At 62.8% G+C, this 18,689-nt stretch carries 20 protein-coding genes; 13 read left to right on the top strand and 7 right to left on the bottom strand.

The features are described 5' to 3' along the window. Positions 1-16: 16 nt before the first annotated feature. The gene (locus H7C86_RS02860) at positions 17-1,525 is read left to right on the top strand and encodes a YdiU family protein (RefSeq protein ID WP_182261071.1); all 1,509 of its coding nucleotides are present in this window, start codon (positions 17-19) and stop codon (positions 1,523-1,525) included. Between the two features lie 12 nt (positions 1,526-1,537). On the opposite strand, the gene yaaA is transcribed toward H7C86_RS02860, so the two are convergent. Then, a complete protein-coding gene (gene yaaA / locus H7C86_RS02855; RefSeq protein ID WP_182261070.1) occupies positions 1,538-2,281 on the bottom strand; it encodes a peroxide stress protein YaaA in 744 nt (247 codons plus the stop codon). A gap of 55 nt (positions 2,282-2,336) precedes the next feature. On the opposite strand from yaaA, the gene H7C86_RS02850 reads away from it, so the two are divergent. The 5 genes from H7C86_RS02850 (at position 2,337) to H7C86_RS02830 (ending at position 8,080) form a co-directional block, all read left to right on the top strand. Further along, entirely contained in the window at positions 2,337-4,082 is a 1,746-nt protein-coding gene (locus H7C86_RS02850) for a proline--tRNA ligase (RefSeq protein WP_182261069.1), read from the top strand. A gap of 79 nt (positions 4,083-4,161) precedes the next feature. Continuing rightward, positions 4,162-4,833 (top strand): O-methyltransferase, encoded by a 672-nt coding sequence (locus H7C86_RS02845; RefSeq protein ID WP_182261068.1) that lies wholly within the window; start codon positions 4,162-4,164, stop codon positions 4,831-4,833. A 22-nt stretch (positions 4,834-4,855) separates the two neighbouring features. Then, positions 4,856-5,515 carry a rhomboid-like protein gene (locus H7C86_RS02840; RefSeq protein WP_182261159.1) on the top strand — a complete coding sequence of 220 codons (660 nt, stop codon included), beginning with the start codon at positions 4,856-4,858 and terminating at the stop codon, positions 5,513-5,515. Positions 5,516-5,573: 58 nt separating this feature from the next. Beyond that, positions 5,574-7,304 carry an acyl-CoA dehydrogenase family protein gene (locus H7C86_RS02835; RefSeq protein ID WP_182261067.1) on the top strand — a complete coding sequence of 577 codons (1,731 nt, stop codon included), beginning with the start codon at positions 5,574-5,576 and terminating at the stop codon, positions 7,302-7,304. Beyond that, positions 7,301-8,080 carry a nuclear transport factor 2 family protein gene (locus H7C86_RS02830; protein WP_021333004.1) on the top strand — a complete coding sequence of 260 codons (780 nt, stop codon included), beginning with the start codon at positions 7,301-7,303 and terminating at the stop codon, positions 8,078-8,080. Before H7C86_RS02835 ends, H7C86_RS02830 begins: the two co-directional genes overlap by 4 nt. Positions 8,081-8,156: 76 nt before the next feature. Here the strand turns inward: H7C86_RS02830 and H7C86_RS02825 are convergent, their stop codons facing one another. Further along, the gene (locus tag H7C86_RS02825; RefSeq protein ID WP_020907428.1) at positions 8,157-8,582 is read right to left on the bottom strand and encodes a pyridoxamine 5'-phosphate oxidase family protein; all 426 of its coding nucleotides are present in this window, start codon (positions 8,580-8,582) and stop codon (positions 8,157-8,159) included. Between the two features lie 159 nt (positions 8,583-8,741). On the opposite strand from H7C86_RS02825, the gene H7C86_RS02820 reads away from it, so the two are divergent. Together H7C86_RS02820 and H7C86_RS02815 are read left to right on the top strand one after the other, a co-directional pair. Continuing rightward, positions 8,742-10,037 carry an aromatic acid/H+ symport family MFS transporter gene (locus tag H7C86_RS02820; protein ID WP_099697944.1) on the top strand — a complete coding sequence of 432 codons (1,296 nt, stop codon included), beginning with the start codon at positions 8,742-8,744 and terminating at the stop codon, positions 10,035-10,037. 91 nt (positions 10,038-10,128) lie between these two features. Further along, the gene (locus tag H7C86_RS02815; protein ID WP_070386731.1) at positions 10,129-11,085 is read left to right on the top strand and encodes a DMT family transporter; all 957 of its coding nucleotides are present in this window, start codon (positions 10,129-10,131) and stop codon (positions 11,083-11,085) included. On the opposite strand, the gene H7C86_RS02810 is transcribed toward H7C86_RS02815, so the two are convergent. The 3 genes from H7C86_RS02810 to H7C86_RS02800 form a co-directional block, all read right to left on the bottom strand. Then, entirely contained in the window at positions 11,047-11,886 is an 840-nt protein-coding gene (locus H7C86_RS02810) for an SDR family NAD(P)-dependent oxidoreductase (RefSeq protein ID WP_029255177.1), read from the bottom strand. The genes H7C86_RS02815 and H7C86_RS02810 overlap by 39 nt on opposite strands. Continuing rightward, positions 11,883-12,380 carry a nuclear transport factor 2 family protein gene (locus H7C86_RS02805; RefSeq protein WP_182261066.1) on the bottom strand — a complete coding sequence of 166 codons (498 nt, stop codon included), beginning with the start codon at positions 12,378-12,380 and terminating at the stop codon, positions 11,883-11,885. Before H7C86_RS02805 ends, H7C86_RS02810 begins: the two co-directional genes overlap by 4 nt. A gap of 93 nt (positions 12,381-12,473) precedes the next feature. After that, the gene (locus H7C86_RS02800) at positions 12,474-13,109 is read right to left on the bottom strand and encodes a TetR/AcrR family transcriptional regulator (RefSeq protein ID WP_020969397.1); all 636 of its coding nucleotides are present in this window, start codon (positions 13,107-13,109) and stop codon (positions 12,474-12,476) included. A gap of 85 nt (positions 13,110-13,194) precedes the next feature. Here H7C86_RS02800 and H7C86_RS02795 point away from each other — a divergent pair, with 85 nt between their 5' ends. Beyond that, positions 13,195-14,619, top strand: a complete 1,425-nt coding sequence (locus H7C86_RS02795; RefSeq protein ID WP_182261065.1) for an MFS transporter — start codon at positions 13,195-13,197, stop codon at positions 14,617-14,619. A 54-nt stretch (positions 14,620-14,673) separates the two neighbouring features. Here H7C86_RS02795 and H7C86_RS02790 read toward each other — a convergent pair whose 3' ends face one another. Together H7C86_RS02790 and H7C86_RS02785 are read right to left on the bottom strand one after the other, a co-directional pair. Continuing rightward, entirely contained in the window at positions 14,674-15,129 is a 456-nt protein-coding gene (locus H7C86_RS02790; RefSeq protein WP_078377414.1) for a ferritin-like domain-containing protein, read from the bottom strand. Next, positions 15,126-15,575 (bottom strand): hypothetical protein, encoded by a 450-nt coding sequence (locus H7C86_RS02785; protein WP_031331238.1) that lies wholly within the window; start codon positions 15,573-15,575, stop codon positions 15,126-15,128. Before H7C86_RS02785 ends, H7C86_RS02790 begins: the two co-directional genes overlap by 4 nt. 272 nt (positions 15,576-15,847) lie before the next feature. Here H7C86_RS02785 and rimP point away from each other — a divergent pair, with 272 nt between their 5' ends. The 4 genes from rimP to H7C86_RS02765 all read left to right on the top strand — a co-directional run. Further along, entirely contained in the window at positions 15,848-16,468 is a 621-nt protein-coding gene (gene rimP / locus H7C86_RS02780; protein WP_182261064.1) for a ribosome maturation factor RimP, read from the top strand. Further along, a complete protein-coding gene (gene nusA / locus H7C86_RS02775) occupies positions 16,465-17,496 on the top strand; it encodes a transcription termination factor NusA (protein ID WP_003942738.1) in 1,032 nt (343 codons plus the stop codon). The genes rimP and nusA overlap by 4 nt, the downstream gene beginning before the upstream one ends. Positions 17,497-17,540: 44 nt before the next feature. After that, positions 17,541-17,891, top strand: a complete 351-nt coding sequence (locus H7C86_RS02770) for a YlxR family protein (RefSeq protein WP_019748063.1) — start codon at positions 17,541-17,543, stop codon at positions 17,889-17,891. Between the two features lie 108 nt (positions 17,892-17,999). Continuing rightward, on the top strand, positions 18,000-18,689 hold a 690-nt coding region (locus H7C86_RS02765), incomplete at its 3' end, for a translation initiation factor IF-2 N-terminal domain-containing protein (RefSeq protein WP_182261063.1).

Below are 18,689 nucleotides of genomic sequence, written 5' to 3'. Positions count from 1 at the left end.
TGACTACTCTCGTGTGATGGCCGCATTCCAGGAATCCACAGCAGAGACGGTCACCATCGTGGCCGGCCTCGAGAGCACCTTCGCCGACGAACTCGGCGCTCTGACGGTGCCGTGGCAAGGTGCTGCCGCGCCCGACCCGCAGTTGCTCGTGCTGAACGAGCAACTGGCTGCGTCGTTGAGATTGGACGTAGCAGCGCTGCGAAGTGTGGACGGGATCGGCGTCCTGTCCGGTTCGACGGTGCCGGTCGGGGCCACACCGGTGGCGATGGCATATGCGGGTCATCAGTTCGGTGGGTACGCGCCAATTCTCGGGGACGGTCGGGCGTTGTTACTCGGCGAACTCGTCAGCAGTGACGGGCAGCGTGTGGACTTGCATCTGAAGGGCTCTGGGCGCACCCCGTTCTCTCGGGGCGGCGACGGGTATGCGGTCGTAGGGCCGATGCTGCGCGAATATCTCGTCAGCGAGGCGATGAATGCCCTCGGTGTCCCCACTACGCGCGCGCTGTCGGTGGTGGCGACGGGCCGAGACGTTCGCCGCAACGGCGCAGAACCCGGTGCCGTGCTTGCTCGGATCGCGTCGAGTCACCTACGCGTTGGGACCTTCGAGTTCGCGGCCCGGCAGGGCGAGGTATTGCAGCCGCTCACCGATTACGCGATTGCCCGGCACTACCCGGAGCTGACCGAACTTCCGGCAACGGGTACACACAATCGCTACCTGAAGTTCCTCGAGGCGGTGGTCGAGGCTCAGGCATCACTGGTGGCGAGGTGGATGCTCATCGGTTTCGTGCACGGGGTCATGAACACCGACAACACGACAATTTCGGGGGAGACCATCGATTACGGTCCGTGCGCCTTCCTCGACGCGTTCGATCCGGCGGCAGTGTTCAGCTCGATCGACCACGGGGGCCGCTATGCATTCGGCAATCAGCCCGCTGTACTGAAGTGGAACCTGGCGCGCTTGGCAGAAACGCTGTTGCCACTGATCGATTCCACACCCGACGAAGCAATTTCCGCGGCGTCAGCAGTTCTCGAGACCTTCGACGAGCGCTACGAGGGTCACTACGCGGCCGGTCTCGCGGCAAAGCTCGGTCTGGCCCAGCCGTTTGTCGATCGGGCGCTCGTCGACGATCTGCTGACGTTGTTGGCGGAACACGGTGCTGATTGGACGGGCAGTGTCCGCGCTCTCGCCGACGAATTGCGCGGAAATTCGGTGCCTCTCGACAACCTCGTGCCACGGGAGCACATCGCGCCCTGGTTGCAGCGGTGGCAGGGAGCCCTGACCGAAAACGGACACGGGGCCGCGGAGACCGCGAGCGCGATGGATCGCGTCAACCCGCTGTACATTCCGCGTAATCATCGGCTCGACGCTGCCCTGCGCGCCGCGACCGACGGCGACCTCGCTCCCTTCGAGAAGCTGCTGGAGGTGGTCACGCATCCCTTCGACCGACGCGACGAGTGGGCTGACTACACCGAGGCGGCTCCGCAGTCTTTCAGCGAAACATTCCAAACCTTCTGTGGCACTTGACAGACGAAGCCATCAATCCGTCAGGATGATCAATTCACGCTCCGACGCGATTTCGACGCGCAAGCCCGCCTTCGACGCCACCCGCGCAACCCCCTTGATGTCGGTCGGTTCGGCACGCGAGACCACCAGCGCACGGGCGAGCAGACCTTTGTGGTGCTTGTTGAAGTGACTGACGACAGTGCGGGTGCCGTCCGGCTTCTCGGTGAGGACCGTTGCGATCAGTGCGTCCGGAACCGGTCCGAGGTCTTGGTAGGTGCCGGACCGTAGATCGATGACAAGGCCGTCGGCTTCGGCCGCCAAGGCCTTCGGCAACTCCGGCTTCCACAGTGAGCGGAGCGTGCCCATCCCGGGCAGCTTGGACCCGCCGGAAAGGCGGTAGGCGGGGATCAGATCTCCCGCACGGACTGCACCGAACAGGGCGGAGCCGATCGCGATCCGATCGAGAGCCTTGGCCTTCTGGGCACGGGTGAACGACTTGGCGTCGAGGGCGTCGAAGAGCACCCCGGTGTAGCGCTGCAGCGCGGGCCGCGTCGCGGACACCCACAGCTTGGCGTTGCGTTCCACTTCGTCTGCTTGCGTCGGACCGAGCCCGAGCGCTTCGCACGACGCCTCGACGTCAGCGGCCAGATCGACCAGCGTCTGAACCAGCAATTCGCGCGTTTCGGTCAAGTGTGGCATCGACAGTTCGGCCAGATCGAGGGGCGCATCCTTGCCGCCGTCGGACTTGGTTTCTGAGGGAGGCAGCAGTACAAGCACGCTGTAACCGTACCGAGGCCCGCTCGGCCGACTGCGGCGACTATCCTTACACCTCGTGATTACCCGTCTGTCCCACCTGTTCCTGCGTACCCTGCGTGACGATCCCTCGGACGCCGAAGTTGCCAGCCACAAATTGCTGGTTCGTGCCGGCTACGTGCGTCGTATCGCTCCAGGCGTCTACTCGTGGTTGCCGCTGGGATTGCGGGTGCTGCGCGAGGTTGAGCGTGTTGTCCGCGAAGAAATGAATGCCATTGGTGGGCAGGAAATTCTGCTGCCTGCTCTGCTCCCGCGCGATCCGTACGAGGCGTCGAACCGCTGGACCGAGTACGGCCCCAACCTGTTCCGCCTCAAGGACCGCAAGGGCAACGACTACATGCTCGGCCCGACCCACGAGGAGCTCTTTGCTCTGACGGTCAAGGGTGAGTACAACTCGTACAAGGACTTCCCAGTCACCCTGTACCAGGTGCAGACCAAGTACCGCGACGAAGAGCGTCCGCGTGCGGGCATTCTGCGTGGTCGCGAGTTCCTCATGAAGGATTCGTACTCCTTCGACCTCAGCGACGAAGGCCTGACGGAGTCGTACCAGGCGCACCGCGGTGCCTACGAGAAGATCTTCACGCGTCTGGGCGTCAAATACGTCATCGTCTCGGCGACCTCCGGTGCGATGGGCGGCAGCGCGTCCGAGGAGTTCCTTGCCGAGAGCGAGATCGGCGAAGACACGTACGTGCGCTGCCTCGAATCCGGCTACGCCGCCAACGTCGAGGCCGTCAAGACTGTTGTTCCCGACTCGATTCCGTTCGACGGGCTGCCCGAAGCCAAGGTGTACGACACCGCGAACACACCCACCATCGACACGCTCGTGGACTGGGCGAACGGTGCCGACCTCGGCCGCACCATCACCGCCGCCGACACTCTCAAGAACATCATGGTCAAGACCCGCCTGCCCGGCGGCGAGTGGGAACTGCTCGGTATCGGCATCCCCGGCGACCGTGAGGTCGACGAAAAGCGCCTCGAAGCTTCGCTGGAGCCGGCCGAGTTCGTGATGATCACCGAGACCGACTTCAAGAACAACCCGTTCCTGGCCAAGGGTTACATCGGCCCGAAGGCACTGCAGGCCAACGGCGTTCGCTACCTTGTCGACCCGCGCGTCGTCGACGGCACCAGCTGGATTACCGGCGCCGACGAAGACGGCAAGCACGTGGTCGGCCTCGTTGCCGGTCGCGACTTCACCCCTGACGGAACCATCGAAGCCGCCGAGGTTCGTGACGGCGACGCCTCTCCCGACGGCGCCGGCACGCTGGTCTCGGCTCGCGGTATCGAGATCGGGCACGTCTTCCAGCTCGGCCGCAAGTACACCGATGTCTTCACCGTCGACGTCCTCGCCGAGAACGGCAAGCCCGTCCGCCCGACCATGGGTTCGTACGGCGTCGGCGTCTCGCGTCTGGTGGCCGTCATTGCCGAGCAGCACCATGACGAGAAGGGTCTGCGCTGGCCTGCCGAAGTTTCACCGGCCGACGTCTACCTCGTCATCGCGAACAAGGACGAGACTGCACGCGAAGGCGCCGAAGGCCTCGCCGCGCAACTCGACCGTGCCGGACTCGAAGTAATCCTCGACGACCGCAAGGCATCGCCGGGCGTGAAGTTCAAGGACTCCGAGCTGATCGGCGTTCCGCTGATCGTTGTCGTCGGCCGTGGTTGGGCCGACGGCAAGGTCGAGATTCGCGACCGCTTCACCGGCGAGAGCCGTGAGATCGACGCCGTCTCGGCGATCGAGGAGATCATCAGCGCAGTTCGCGGCTGATTCGAATAGTCGTCTGGGCCGCCGCAGCCACCTTCCGAGGTGTCTGCGGCGGCCCTTCTTTTCTGCCACAATCGTGGCTATGGAACGCGAACCGGATTGGGCAGAAGTCGACGGTTACCTTGTCTCCACGTTGGTAGGTGAAGATCCGGTTCTCGACGCGGCACTCGCCGCCAACTCCGAGGCCGGCCTCCCTCCGATCGACGTGGCGCCGAACCAGGGCAAGCTCCTCAACCTTCTGGCGCGAATGTGCTTGGCGCGCAATGTCCTCGAGATCGGAACGCTCGGCGGATACAGCACGATCTGGCTCGCTCGCGCGGTCGGCCCCTCGGGCCAAGTCATCACGCTGGAATTCGATCTCACCCATGCGGATGTCGCTCGGGCGAATATCGAGCGCGCCGGCTTGGCTGACCGTGTCGACATCCGCGTCGGGGCTGCGCTCGACAGCCTCCCGTCGATCGCGAAGGAAGAGTTGGGACCTTTCGACTTGGTCTTCATCGACGCCGACAAGGAGAACAACACCGAGTACGTGCGGTGGGCGTTGGCCCTTTCGCATCCCGGAACCGTCATCATCGTGGACAACGTGGTGCGTGGGGGACATGTGTCCAACCCGGATATCGACGATGAGCGCGTCAAAGCGAGCCGAGCGGTGTTGGAGATGATCGCGGCCGAGCCGAAACTCGACGGCACCGCCATTCAAACCGTGGGTTCGAAGGGATGGGACGGGTTTGCCGTTGCAGTAGTGAACGAGTGAGCGCAGACTCGAAGCGGTGAGGATGCTGGGGGCAGCAAAGGCGGCATGGCGATGGGTGCGCAGTGCTCCCGGTACCTACGTCTGGTTGCTGGCCCTGCTGTTCACCACACTGTTCCTGCGGCATCTGCCTGACAATGTCGAGGAGCGTTTTCTCGGCAAGCGCTCGACCAATCTGCATCACCTGGCCGAAGACCCGCTACGAGTCCTGTTCTCGAGTGCCTTCTGGCTCGAAGGTGGCGGTTGGTTGGGATACCTGCTTCTCTTCACCATCTTTCATGCAACGGCTGAGCGTTGGCTCGGGACGTGGCGGTGGCTGTGTGTTGTCGTCATCGCCCACGTCGGAGCCACGTACATCAGCGAAGGTGTTCTGTACGAAGGTATTCGGCACGGATACGTGGCGGAGTCGGCGGTCAACACTCTCGACGTGGGAGTGAGCTACGGTCTGGCCGGCATCATGGGGATTCTGGTGTACCGCATCGTCGATCCGTGGCGATACGTCTATCTCGCGGGGCTGTTGGTCTTCTACGGTGTACCTCTGATTTTCGCCACCAATTTCACCGCCATCGGCCACATGTCTGCGTTGTTGCTGGGATTGGCGTGCTATCCGATCACGCGTGCTCGGGCGGGCACGTGGAATCCGATGGACCTGTGGCATTCGCGAAGAATCGCAGGTCTTCCATGAATCGCACCGCGGAAAGTTACCCGCTGGTAGTTTAGCGTCATCGACGAAAGGTAATGACGTGTCTGGCACCGATGGATTGCTCTTCAACCCCCATACTTACGACCCCGCTCAGTTCGATCCGGAGACCCGCCGTTTGCTGCGAGCCACCATCGAATGGTTCGAGAACCGCGGCAAGAAGCAACTGCTTCAGGACGACCTCGACGCAGTGTGGGTCTCCGACTTTCTCGAGTTCGTCGGCAAGGAGAAGTTGTTCGCGACGTTCCAGACTCCGGCGGCATTCGCCGACGGTGACGAGAACCGTCGTTGGGACGGTGCCCGCAACGCGGCCTTGAGTGAGATCTTCGGTTTCTACGGACTCGCTTACTGGTACGCCTGGCAGGTCACGATCCTCGGACTCGGACCGATCTGGATGAGTGACAACGACGCAGCGAAGAAGCGTGCAGCGCAGGAACTCGTCGACGGTGGTGTCATGGCGTTCGGCCTGTCCGAGCGTGATCGCGGCGCCGACGTGTACTCCACCGACATGCTTCTCACTCCCACCGACGGCGACGTCGCCTTCCGCGCGAGCGGCGAGAAGTACTACATCGGAAACGGCAACGTAGCCGGAATGGTGTCTGTGTTCGGGCGTCGTACCGACGTCGAGGGTCCCGAAGGCTACGTGTTCTTCGTCGCCGACAGTGCACATCCGAACTATCAGCTTGTGGACAATGTCCTGCGCGGCCAAATGTACGTCAGCAATTTCCGCCTCGACGACTACCCGGTGCGCGAGGAAGACATTCTGCACACCGGCGTCGCCGCATTCGAGGCCGCGCTCAACACGGTCAACGTCGGAAAGTTCAACCTGTGCACCGGCTCCATCGGGATCACCGAACATGCGTTCTTCGAAGCAATCACTCACGCGCAGAATCGAATTCTCTACGGTAATCCGGTCACCGACTTCGCCCATGTACGCGCCGCCTTCGTCGACGCGTACTCACGTCTGATCGCGATGAAACAGTTCAGCGCGCGGGCGGTCGACTACTTCCGCAGCGCCAGCCTCGAAGACCGTCGCTACCTGCTGTTCAATCCCATGACCAAGGCCAAGGTCACCTCGGAAGGTGAAAAGGTCGTCGGGTTGCTGCACGACGTGATCGCGGCAAAGGGGTACGAGAAGTCCACGTACTTCCGTGAAGCAGCGCAGATGATCGGCACGCTGCCCAAGCTCGAGGGCACCGTCCACGTCAACGTCGGCCTGATCCTCAAGTTCTTGCCGAACTACCTGTTCAACCCCGCGGAGTTCCCGGAGATCGTCACGCGCGACGACGCAGCCGACGACGAGTTCTTCTGGAATCAGGGACCGACCCGCGGCGCTGCGAAGATCCAGTTCCACGAGTGGAAGCCCGTCTACGAGAAGCACTCTTCGATCCCGAACGTCGCTCGTTTCTACGAGCAGGCGATCGCACTCACCGAATTGCTCACTGCCGCAGCGCCGGACGCGCAGCAGCAGAAGGATCTCGATTTCATGCTCAATGTCGGGCACCTGTTCTCCCTCGTCGTCTACGGTCATCTGATTCTCGAGCAGGCCGAGATCAGCGGACTCGACGCCGACGTTGTCGATCAGATCTTCGACTTCCAGATTCGCGACTTCTCGGGATACGCGATCGCACTGCACGGAAAGCCGTCGTCGACGCCGGAGCAGCAGAAGTGGGCCTTGGCCGCAGTGCGGAAGCCTGTTGTGGACAGTGAACGCTTCGACCGGGTGTGGCAGCAGGTCAAGGCGTACGACGGTGCATACGAGATGCGCGCATGACCGCGCCGGTGGTGCGTGAGCAGTTGATGGCCGTCGTGGAGGGATCCCCGAAAGCCGTCGGCGCGCATGATCGCTCGACCTGGGTTGCGCTGTTTGCCGAAGACGGCCAGATCAACGACCCTGTAGGTTCACGTCCGCATAACGGGCAGGCGGCGATCGAGAGTTTTTACGACACGTTCATCGCCCCCAATTCGATCACCTTCCACGTCGAGCGCGATATCGTGTGCGGCCGCACAGTGTGGCGCGATCTGAGCCTCGCTACCGAGATGTCGACCGGAGTCGTCCTCGACGTGCCGATGCATTTGCGCTACGACTTGGTGGGGGAGCCCGATTCCTTGCGGATCGGAACCCTCTATGCGCATTGGGAATTGGCAACGATGCTGAGCCAGCTCGCTACCGCCGGCGTTGCCGGGGTGAAGGCTGCCGCGAAATTGACCCCGCAGCTGCTCTCGAACCAGGGGATCGGCGGAGCGCTCGGATTCTCGCGCGGCATCTTCGGAGTCGGAGACAAAGGCAAGAAGGCGGCTTCGCGGTTCCTCGATGCGGCCGCTGTCGGTCGAACGCCGCCGGTACCCGTCGAGCTTCCGGCGGGGACGCAGTTGTCCAATGCTGACGTCAACGCTCTGCTCACCGGCGTGACGAAGAGCAAGATGCTGGTTGCCGGTCGAACTGTGACGGCGAGCGTAATCGTGTGCGGGGAACCGGCCATCGCCCTGTTCGGCTTCGAGGCGAGCGGTCATCGCCTCAATCGGGTGCGCTTCTTCACCGAGAGCTGATACCGAGAACACTCGAATGCAGGTCAGGCTCGGCGCGCCACTCCGGCGCGCCGAGCCTTCGCTTTTCGGTGAAGTGTCAGATCGCCCCGAGATCCGCAGACAGCCAGTGCTGCGGATTCATGTAGATCGCTACCTGCTCGCCCAACTGCGATCGCGCGAATTCGAGATATCCGTCGACCTTGTCCGGGGTCAGGTATCGCCGCGAGACTTCGACCAGCATCTCGTCGGTGCCCGGAACGATCTTGTCGACGGATCCGCTGACGCTGACGTAACGGATTGTCGGATCGAGCCTTTCGGCCATCAACGAGAAATGCCCGGCCGACTCGATGAGTCGTGCCTTTCGTGAATCCTTGCCCGTGAGGATCCATGGTTTGCCACCGGGTGAGTACAGGTACCAGATCGGGACGGTCAACGGACCGCGTTCGGTGCCGTCCGCTACGGACAGCGCCCCGATGTGGGGTTCGGCCAGAAACTGTTCACGCTCATTTTCGGAGAGTGCCATTCCTCGAGATTACCGCGACGTTTGACATGGCGTTGTGACTCCGTACACAATCGATGTGCTCATTATGAACATGCGTTCGCAATGCGAACAGATCTCGATCTGGACTACTGGATCTGAACCGGTAGCGAACGCCCACAAGCAGTGAATGTCGAGGATCCGATGACCGCACCGCATACGCAATCGAGTTCGATCACCGGTTCGCCTGGGGCGCGTGCCGCAATGTGGGTAGCACCGTTGTGTTGGATAGCTGTGCTTCTGGACGGATTCGATCTGGTCGTACTCGGCGCGGTCATTCCTTCACTTCTCGACTACGACGCGTGGGGATTGAGTACCGGCACGATCACGATGATCTCGACCTTCGGGCTCATCGGCATGACCATCGGCGCCCTCGTGATCGGCACTCTCACTGACGTCATCGGTCGACGCCGCGCGCTGCTGTACGCCGTTGCCGCATTCTCGATTCTGACTCTGTTGTGCGCAATTGCGCCCAATCCGTTCATCTTCGGTCTGCTGCGCTTCCTCGCCGGGGTGGGACTGGGTGGCGCCCTTCCGACGGCATTGGCTCTGGTCAACGAATTCTCGAAGAAACAAGGCGGTGGATCTGCGTCGACCATGCTGATGACCGGCTATCACGTCGGCGCCGTTGCCACCGCCGCGCTGGCGCTCGTCGTGATCGAACCTTTCGGTTGGCGAGCGATGTTCGTTGTCGGCGCACTTCCTGCCGTCGTCCTGATTCCACTCATGTTGCGGTATCTGCCGGAATCCCCGTCGTACCTTCTCGCTCACGGAAAGCGTGCCGAGGCCGAGGAAATCGCTGCCCGCTACGGTGTCGAGCTCGAGGCTGCGCCTACGTCCGAAGCTGGGCGCGCCGAAGCCGCCAACCCCGTTCGCGCACTGTTCTCTTCGAAGTTCCTGCGCAACAGCATCGCCATCTGGATCACCAGTTTCATGGGCTTGCTGCTCGTCTACGGATTGAACACGTGGCTTCCGACGATCATGCGCGAGGCCGGTTACAACCTCGGAGCCTCGTTGACGTTCCTTCTGATCCTCAATGCCGGAGCCGTCGTCGGACTGTTGATCGCCGGGGGCGTCGCGAACAAGATCGGCCCGCGGACTGCAGCCATCGTGTGGTTCACGGGAGCAGCGTTGTTCCTGGCGCTTCTGAGTGTGAAGGTGTCGTTCGGAATCTACGTGATGGTCTTCCTCGCCGGATGCTTCGTTTTCAGTGCACAGGTACTGGTCTACGCCTTCACGAGCGCCAATCACCCACCGCAGATTCGCGCGACAGCGCTCGGATGGTCGGCGGGTGTCGGCCGGGTCGGTGCGATCTGTGGCCCGATTCTGGGCGGAGTTCTCCTGGGTGCGGGTTACGCCGTGCCGTGGGGCTTCTACGCTTTCGCGCTCGTCGGACTGCTCGGTGCAATTTCGATCTCCTGCACACGGGTTCGCGCCTGAAATACCAGTTTCGCAGGTTGGTGCGCTACTGCTATCGTTGAATATGAGTATGAAGAGTAGCGCTATCGTCACGTCACGGGCACCGCTACCGATGCCATCGTCTCGATCCGGTTTGTGGTGGGGCTTGCTCGGTGTTCTGGCGTTCTCGTTCACCGTTCCGCTCACGAGGGTCGCCGTCGCGGATCTCGACCCCCTGTTCGTCGGCGCGGGCCGCGCCGTCGTTGCCGGGGCCCTTGCGATTGTGATGCTGTCGGTTACTCGCGCGACGCTTCCGACGCTTCGGCAGTGGTTGCGCATCGCACTCGTGACCGTTGGCGCGGTACTGGGGTTTTCACTGTTCACCACGTTTGCGTTGCAGACATCGCCGGCGAGTCACGCGGCAGTCGTGATCGGACTACTTCCCGCTGCGACCGCGGTATTTGCCGTCGTCCGAGGAAAAGAGCGTCCCAGTAAGGGATTCTGGTGGGCAAGCGCCGCCGGCGCGGTATCGGTCGTAGGGTTCGTGGCCGTCGCAAACGGCGGACTCGGCTCGTTTCATCTCGCTGATCTTCTTCTGTTCGCCGCGGTTGTGTGTGCAGCGCTGGCATATTCGGAAGGTGCGTTGCTGGCCCGCGAGATCGGGTCGTGGCAGACGATTGCCTGGGCATTGATTCTCGGACTGCCGGTCACGATTGCGTTGACGGTGGCGTCCATGGCCCAGGCTCCGGTTTCTGCCGATGTGAATTCGTGGCTTTCGTTTGCCTACCTGGGATGCGTGAGTATGTTTCTCGGGTTCTTTCCCTGGTACCGGGGTCTGGCGATCGGTCCCATTTCCACTGTGAGCCAAACACAGTTGGTTCAACCGGTGCTCAGCATTGCCTGGTCGGCGCTGATACTCGGTGAGGCGTTGTCACCCTCGATCGTGGCCGGCGGCGTCGTCGTCATCGGGTGTGCCTGGCTTGCCCTGAAGGCGCGAGTGGCAGCGCCGCGTGCTGTGCCGGCACGCGACGCGACCACCGCCACCGATGATTCAGAAAAGCGGGCCGCCACCGAAGGCACTGCGGTGTGACGCAGGTTGTTTCCCGTTGGCGTCGGTGATTCCGTACTCGACGGCCGTCTCGGCGGTGATCAGTGTGTGACCGCTGCGCGCGTTCACTTCTGGATCGTTGGCCAATGCAGTGATGACCTGGCCGACGAATTCCGGGGTTTCGGCCTCGGCCAGTGAGAAGCCTTCGAAGCTCTCGATCCCACTCGCCTCCATCCGCTCGTTGCGGATCAACCCGAGCCAGAAGGAAAGTGCGGTGACGCCGGTTCCCTTCAATTCGACAGCCATGTCGGCGGCCATCTTGTCCAAACCTGCTTTTGACATCCCGTACAGGACAGAGTGCAGGTACCCGCGGGTGCCGAATGACGAGATATTGCCGATCACTCCACTGCCCCGGGGGACCATCAACTTCGCCGCTTCCACCGAAGCAACGTAGTGGGCGCGCAGTCCGATTCCGATCAGCGAATCCCAATCGTCGATCGGCCTCTTCCAGAACGGATCGGCGAAGCCGGCATAGCCCGCCGGGTTGGCCCAGACGTTGTTGACCAGAAGATCGAGGCGGCCTGACTGTTCCTCGGCGATGCGTGCAAACAGGTCGACGATCTGTTGATCGTCGGCGTGATCGCACTGCACGGCAATGCCGTGACCGCCGCGCTCGGTGATCTCCGCTGCGGTGCGATCGAGCGGGCTGTCGGCGCCGACGGTGCCTCGGGCCGTCACGTACACCGTCCATCCGTCGCTTCCCAGTGCGAGTGCAATGCCTTTACCGACGCTCCTACTCGCGCCGGTCACGAGCGCTACTTTGCCGTTTGTCGACGTGGTCATCGGGGGCCTCCCAACGAACCCTCAGGGATATCAGTGTCGGGGGACAGGGGAGTGGTGATCGACCACGTCTCCGTGAAGTGACATTGACTCATTTTCCACACACCGTCCTCGATCACGTATTTGTCGTCGTATTCGCCGGTCATCAACTTCTCGGTGCGTCCGACAGTGTCGACCTGGCGGAACTGCAGGGTCCATCGCCCCACTGCCGACGTCTCCGAGGTCAGTGTGATGTCGGGATGCAATCCGTGATGCATGTCGAGTACCGCGTACCGGCCGTCGACCTTGCGAAGAGCGATCTTCTCGAAGATGTCCGCCATCGGCCCGGCGTCGTCGAACGCGCCGAGACGGCCGTAGTCGATCGACGCTCCTGAACGGATGAAGCTGCTGCGGAACCGAACCGGATCCTTGGCGTCACATGCTCGCCAGTAGCCATGTTTGAGCTTCTTGATTTCCTCGATCTGTTCGAGCGCGTCGAGGCGTTGTGCGAGATCCACCGTCGGTCCTTTTCGTCTGGGTTTCCCGGAGACATGTCGGATCGACTGTAGGGTGTCCTCAGTCACATGTGTGTAGTTTTTCCCAGTGACCGGTCAGGAAACGGTGTCGGTTTCGCTCGAGGATTCGTCGCCGGTGAGAGTGATCGCAGTCGAGTCGCTGAAGACGCTGCCCCAGAGTTCGCCGAGGGCCGGATCTTCTTCGGCGTGTTCGGGTGCCATCATTGCGAGCAGATTGTTGATCAGCATGCCGTTCGCGATGAACAAGCGGGCTTGCTCGGGCGTGCAACCGGTGCGCTCGCGCAGCAAGGTGTAGATGCCGGACATGGCGGTCCGGGACACGGCGGCGACGTCGTCGGTGCTGGTTGCGAAGCCGTGCAACATGACGAGCAGCAGGTCTCGATCGAGGACCAGCTCGCCGTAGGCGGATCCGAGTTCGGCCCAGAACTGCGGATTGCTCGGATCGATTGTGACGGTGTCCAATTTGTCGTTGAAGGTGCGGACGATTTCGTCGAGCGCACGCGTGAACACCGCGTGGAACAAATCTGCCTTGGTCCCGAACATGCGCACGACGTAGGGCTGCGAGACGCCGGCTTCCTTGGCGACGGCGTCCGTGCTGGTGCCGGAGTATCCGCCCTTTGCAAATGCCCGCGTTGCCGCGGCAAGGACCAGTGCGCGACGTTCCGGTGCGCTCATCCTGCGGGTACGTGGTTCAGCTGCACCGATCGACATATTGACACGTTATCACCGGATAGCTTAGTTTCGACTTAAGTAATCAATTGATGCCTTAAGGCACCTTCACCATCGAGGAATCACGATGACCGTTTTGACGAAGTCCGGATCGGACGCCGCATCCGGGTCGGAAAACAGTGGAGGACGTAAGGTTCCGATCGCGATAGCGATGGTTGCTGCTTCTCTGCCCATGTTCATGGCTACCCTCGACAACCTCGTGATGACGAGTGCGCTGCCGGTGATCGAGAAGGAACTGAACGCGTCCGTCGGGCAGCTCCAATGGTTCATGAATGCGTACACGCTCTGCTTTGCGACGCTGATGCTTTCGGCGACGACGCTCGGCGATCGGTGGGGACGCCGCCGGATGTTCGTGTTCGGAATCGGGCTGTTCACGGCTGCATCGATCGCTTCGGCGCTGTCGACAACTCCCGCCCTGCTGATTGCGGCCCGGGCATTTCAAGGCGCGGGCGCAGCCGCGATCATGCCGCTTTCGCTGACCCTCCTCGTCGCAGCGGTACCGGAAGCCAAGCGCGCCATGGCAATCGGCGTCTGGGGTGGCGTCTCCGGACTGGGAATCGCGATGGGTCCCGTGGTCGGTGGAGCGGTAGTCGACGGGTTCTCGTGGCAGGGGATCTTCTGGATCAACGTCCCGGTTGCGATCGTTGCCGTTCCTCTCGCGTTGTATGCGTTGCGTGAATCGACCGGTCGCACACAACCTCTCGACCTTCCCGGTGTCGCACTCGCCGGACTCGGTGTGTTTCTGGCGGTGTGGGGGATCGTTCACGGCAACGACGACGGCTGGGGATCGCTTGGAGTGGTTGCGTCGTTGGTCGGTTCCGCAGTCGCGTTGGCGCTGTTCGTTCTTCGCGAGAAGAAGACGTCACATCCGGTCATGCCCCTACGTCTGTTCCGTTCACGCAGCTTCTCGATGGCGAACGTCATCGGCTTGACCTTCTCGATCGGGATCTTCGGAGCGGTGTTCCTGCTGTCGCAGTACCTCCAGATCGTGATGGGCTACAGCCCGTTCCAAGCAGGCCTGCGGACGCTTCCGTGGACGGCAGCGCCGATGATCTTCGCTCCTCTCGCCGGTTTTCTGGCGCCGAAGGTCGGGCTCCGTTCACTTCTGCTGACCGGTCTGCTGCTCCAGGCCGGAGCATTGTTCTGGTTGGCCGCGTTGATCGGTCCCGACGTGACGTACGGTTCGCTGGTTCCGGCTCTACTGATGGCGGGCATCGGCATGGGCCTGACCTTCGCGCCGAGTTCCACGGCTGTCCTCGTCGACATGGACGAGCCTGATCACGGAACGGCCAGTTCGACCAACTCGACGCTTCGCGAGATCGGTGTTGCGCTGGGAATCGCGGTTCTCACCGCAGTCTTCCTTGCCGCTGGTGGCGCGCTCACGCCGCTGGGCTACGGAGATGCGCTGACACCTGCACTGCGCGTCGGCGGTTGCTTCGTGTTGGTGGCCGTGGTTGCGGCTTGGTTCGTGCCCTCGCATCGCAAGGCCTGAGCACTGCTGTGCGCCTTTATTAACCGCCGGCGGTTAATAAAGGCGCACAGCAGTCTACGAAGCCGGGTCCCCTGGGAACGCTGAGGTGGACGGAGCGGTTCCCAGCGCGGACCGCCATCCGGCGCCGCGGATTGCCGCATCGGTCAGGCCGTCGATTCCGAACGCGCGGAGTTGGTCGGTATCGACCTGTTCGACGAATGCCCGGTAGGTCACGGCGGTGTCGGATTCGATCTGTGCTGCCAGTTGTGCCGCGGTTACGGCGTCCGTCACCGGGAACGGGATCTCGTAGGCTGCCGCGGCTGTCGGCGGGGTCTCGCCTGCGTCGGTCGACAGGGCAACCAGCGCATCACGTCGCGCGCGGTGCGCGGCTGTATGTGTGGCAACTTCGTTGACACGGGCAGGATTCGAAAACGCGGCAACCACTCCGTAAGCGAAGATCGCGGCATTCTCTGATTCGATTGCGGTCAGCAAGGCAGAACTCTCGGTTCGACGGGTGTGCGAAGTGATCATGGAAGCAACACCGCAACCTGGGTCGAGCACGACGCGCTGATCGAACCGAGCAAGCCCGCGCGATAGCCGGACATCGTGCGAGCGAGATCCGCGGCACTGCGCGCCGAATCGTTAAGCGAGGTCCTCAAGGTGTCGACGCCCGTCGGAGCGTTCGCGACCGAGGTCGACGGGGGCGCAGTGGTCGTAGCGCCGCCGCCCGCTGCTCGCGCAATCTCGGCGTCGAGTTCGAGTGCATGCGCTGTGCGTTCGGCGCTGATCGTGGTCAGTGATGCCGACTTGTCCGGCGCAAGAGCGATGGCGGCGGTTGCGGCTGCCGCGTCGGAGCGAGCTCGCTCGGCCTGGGCCGTCAACTGGTCGACTTCTGCAGCCGCCTCCGCTGTGCCGGTGTCGGTGCAGGCGGACAACGAGAAGGCTGCAGCGCCCAACGCTGCTGCGGTTCCCGTCATCTTGAGCGCACTCCGCCGGGAGAGTGGGGTAGTAGTCATGGGCGTCAGCACCAGTCCATCGTGCCAGGTGGTCGGCCGATCGTTCGAATCCGCGGCACGTGTTCAAGTGTGACGTGCGTCGGGCACTCTGGTCACGGAGACGCGTAATGAGCGGTACTCTTGGATGCTTGCAGCATTGAGGCACCTGGTGTCTTTTCATGCTCGCAGCCGCCCACGTCGACAGTCGACACAAGTCGGACAATCGACGACAACTGAAATGAGGAGTTCGCGAGATGCCGGTGCCATCCAGGGAGAGGGTGATCGAGCTGATCTCCGAACTCGTGCACGCCCAGGGTTACGACGTCGAAGACGTTGTCGTGACCAGTGCGGGCAAGCACAGCGCGGTGCGCATCATGGTCGACAGCGATGCCGGGATCGAACTCGATGCCGCCGCAGAGATCAGCAGACTCGTTTCGGAACTTTTCGACAGCCTCGAGGAAATCGGTGAAACGCCGTACACCCTCGAGGTGACCTCCCCGGGAATCGATCGTCCACTGACGCTCGAGCGTCACTGGCGTCGAGCTCGTGGACGCAAAGCGCGTATCGATCTGGCCGGCGAGACCGTGGTCGGCCGTATCGGAACGTTGAACGACGATTCCGTGGCGGTTGTCATCGGTGGCCGTGGCGGACTGACCGTGCGAGAGATTGCACTGGGCGACGTTCAGAAGGCCGTAGTTCAGGTGGAGTTCTCGAAGCCCAGTGAGGCGGAGTTGGAACTCGCGGGCGGCATCCCGGACGGGCGCGCAGTTCCCTCGGATGCGGTTGACCTCACCGACGACTCGGGCGTGGACAGTGTCGAAGACGACGAAGCAGAATTAGAAGACGTAGAAAACGAAGAAGGGTTCGACAAGTGAATATCGACATTGCAGCGTTGCGAGCGATCGAAGCCGAAAAGGGCGTTTCGATCGAAACTGTGATCGCCACGATCCAGACCGCGCTGCTGACGGCGTACCGCCACACCGAGGGGCACAAGCAGAACGCTCGGATCGATGTCAACATCAAGACCGGTTCGGTGCGAGTGATGGCACACGACACCGATGCCGACGGCAACATGATCGGCGAGGAGTGGGACGACACTCCCGAAGGATTCGGTCGAATCGCGGCGACCACCGCACGCCAGGTCATCCTGCAGCGTTTGCGCGACGCCGAGCACGAGCGCAGTTTCGGTGAGTTCTCCACCCATGAGGGTGAAATCGTCGGCGGTGTCATTCAGCGCGACACGCGTGCAAACTCTCGCGGGATGGTCGTCGTTCGAATCGGCAGCGAATCCAATGGCGCCGAAGGATTGTTGCCGCCCGCAGAACAGGTTCCCGGCGAGAACTACGAACACGGCGAGCGCATCAAGTGCTACGTCGTCGGGGTTGCTCGCGGCGCCCGTGGCCCCCAGATCACCCTCTCGCGGACCCATCCGAACCTGGTTCGCAAGTTGTTCGCACTCGAGGTTCCGGAGATCGCGGACGGCAGCGTCGAGATCATCAACGTCGCGCGCGAAGCGGGACACCGTTCCAAGATCGCCGTTGCCTCACGCGTGCAGGGGCTGAACGCAAAGGGCGCATGCATCGGCCCCATGGGTCAGCGCGTACGCAACGTCATGAGCGAACTTGCGGGGGAGAAGATCGACATCATCGACTTCGACGAAGATCCCGCGACGTTTGTGGGCAACGCACTTTCCCCGTCGAAAGTGGTCTCCGTCACTGTCGTCGATCCCGAGGCTCGTGCGGCCCGTGTCATCGTGCCCGATTTCCAGCTTTCGTTGGCCATCGGAAAAGAGGGTCAAAATGCCCGCCTGGCTGCACGGTTGACGGGTTGGCGTATCGACATTCGGAGCGATGCGGCACCCGTTGGCGACGCGTCCGACCGGCCCGCCACGTCCAACGGATAACGGTGGAATGCAGTGATCGAGACGGTTCGGCGGTAGAGTGGACAATGGTTCGACGTGAGTCCTCGGATTCTGCGCGCGTGAAACCCGGTTCGCCGGTCAGAACGTGTGTGGGGTGCAGGGAACAAGGGTCGGCTGTCGATCTGTTGAGGGTCGTGGTTGGTGAGCAGGGGCCGGAGGGTTCCCCGCTCGTCCCCGACGTATCGCGAAGACTCCCCGGTCGAGGTGCATGGCTGCACCTGGATCCGAGTTGTCTGAGCCTGGCAGAGCGGCGCCGAGCATTCAGCAGAGCACTGCGAGTGTCCGGAAATCTGGACACGTCCGCTGTCGACCAGCTGGTCGACGCAGTTCACACAAAAGCAGTACCTCTCGAGAAGAACAGGCACAAGCACTCATGAGCACACCGTGAAGCACCAACGATGAACGTCCATCGGCGATAACCCGAGGTCGTGCGGGACCCACATCTGTGGGATGCCTCCTGCTCGACCTCATCAGTGAGGAGAGCAGTGGCAGGCAAGGCCCGCGTGCACGAGTTGGCTAAAGAACTCGGTGTCACCAGCAAGGAACTACTCGCAACGCTCAAGGAGCAAGGCGAGTTCGTGAAGTCTGCGTCATCCACAGTGGAGGCGCCCGTCGCCCGTCGTCTGCGGGAGTCATTCCCGTCGGCAGGCGGAGCAGAAACCAAGTCCGAGACCGGCGCAGCCGCTCCGGCGGCTCGCCCCGCGGCAAAGCCCGGCGCACCGTCGCCGTCAGCTGCAAAGCCCGGTGGCCCGCGTCCCGGCCCCAAGCCGGCCGCACCCGCACCGGCTGCTCCCGCAGCTCCGGCACCGGCAGCCCCCGCGGCTCCCGCAGCCGCTGCTCCGGCAGCACCGTCGGCGCCGGTCCCCACCCCGACGTTCAACGCTCCGAAGCCGGCACAGCCGGCACGCCCGGCTCCGGCTGCTCCCGCAGCATCGGCACCGGCAGCCCCCGCGGCTCCGGCGGCACCGTCCACCGGCGCAAAGCCCGGCGGACCGCGTCCGGGACCGAAGGCACCTCGCGTCGGTAACAACCCGTACTCCTCGGCACCCGCCGAGCGTCCGGCACCTCGTCCGGCTCCCGGCGCACCGCGTCCGGGTGCAGGCCAGGGCGGTTCTCGTCCGGCTCCGGGTCAGGGCGGTCCCCGTCCGGCTCCCGGCCAGGGTGGACCTCGTCCG

Source organism: Rhodococcus sp. UFZ-B548 (genome assembly GCF_903819475.1).
GTDB classification, from domain to species: domain Bacteria; phylum Actinomycetota; class Actinomycetes; order Mycobacteriales; family Mycobacteriaceae; genus Rhodococcus_F; species Rhodococcus_F erythropolis.
The sequence above is the reverse complement of the archived record's forward strand: the minus strand, read 5'-3'. Positions and strand labels throughout refer to the sequence as shown.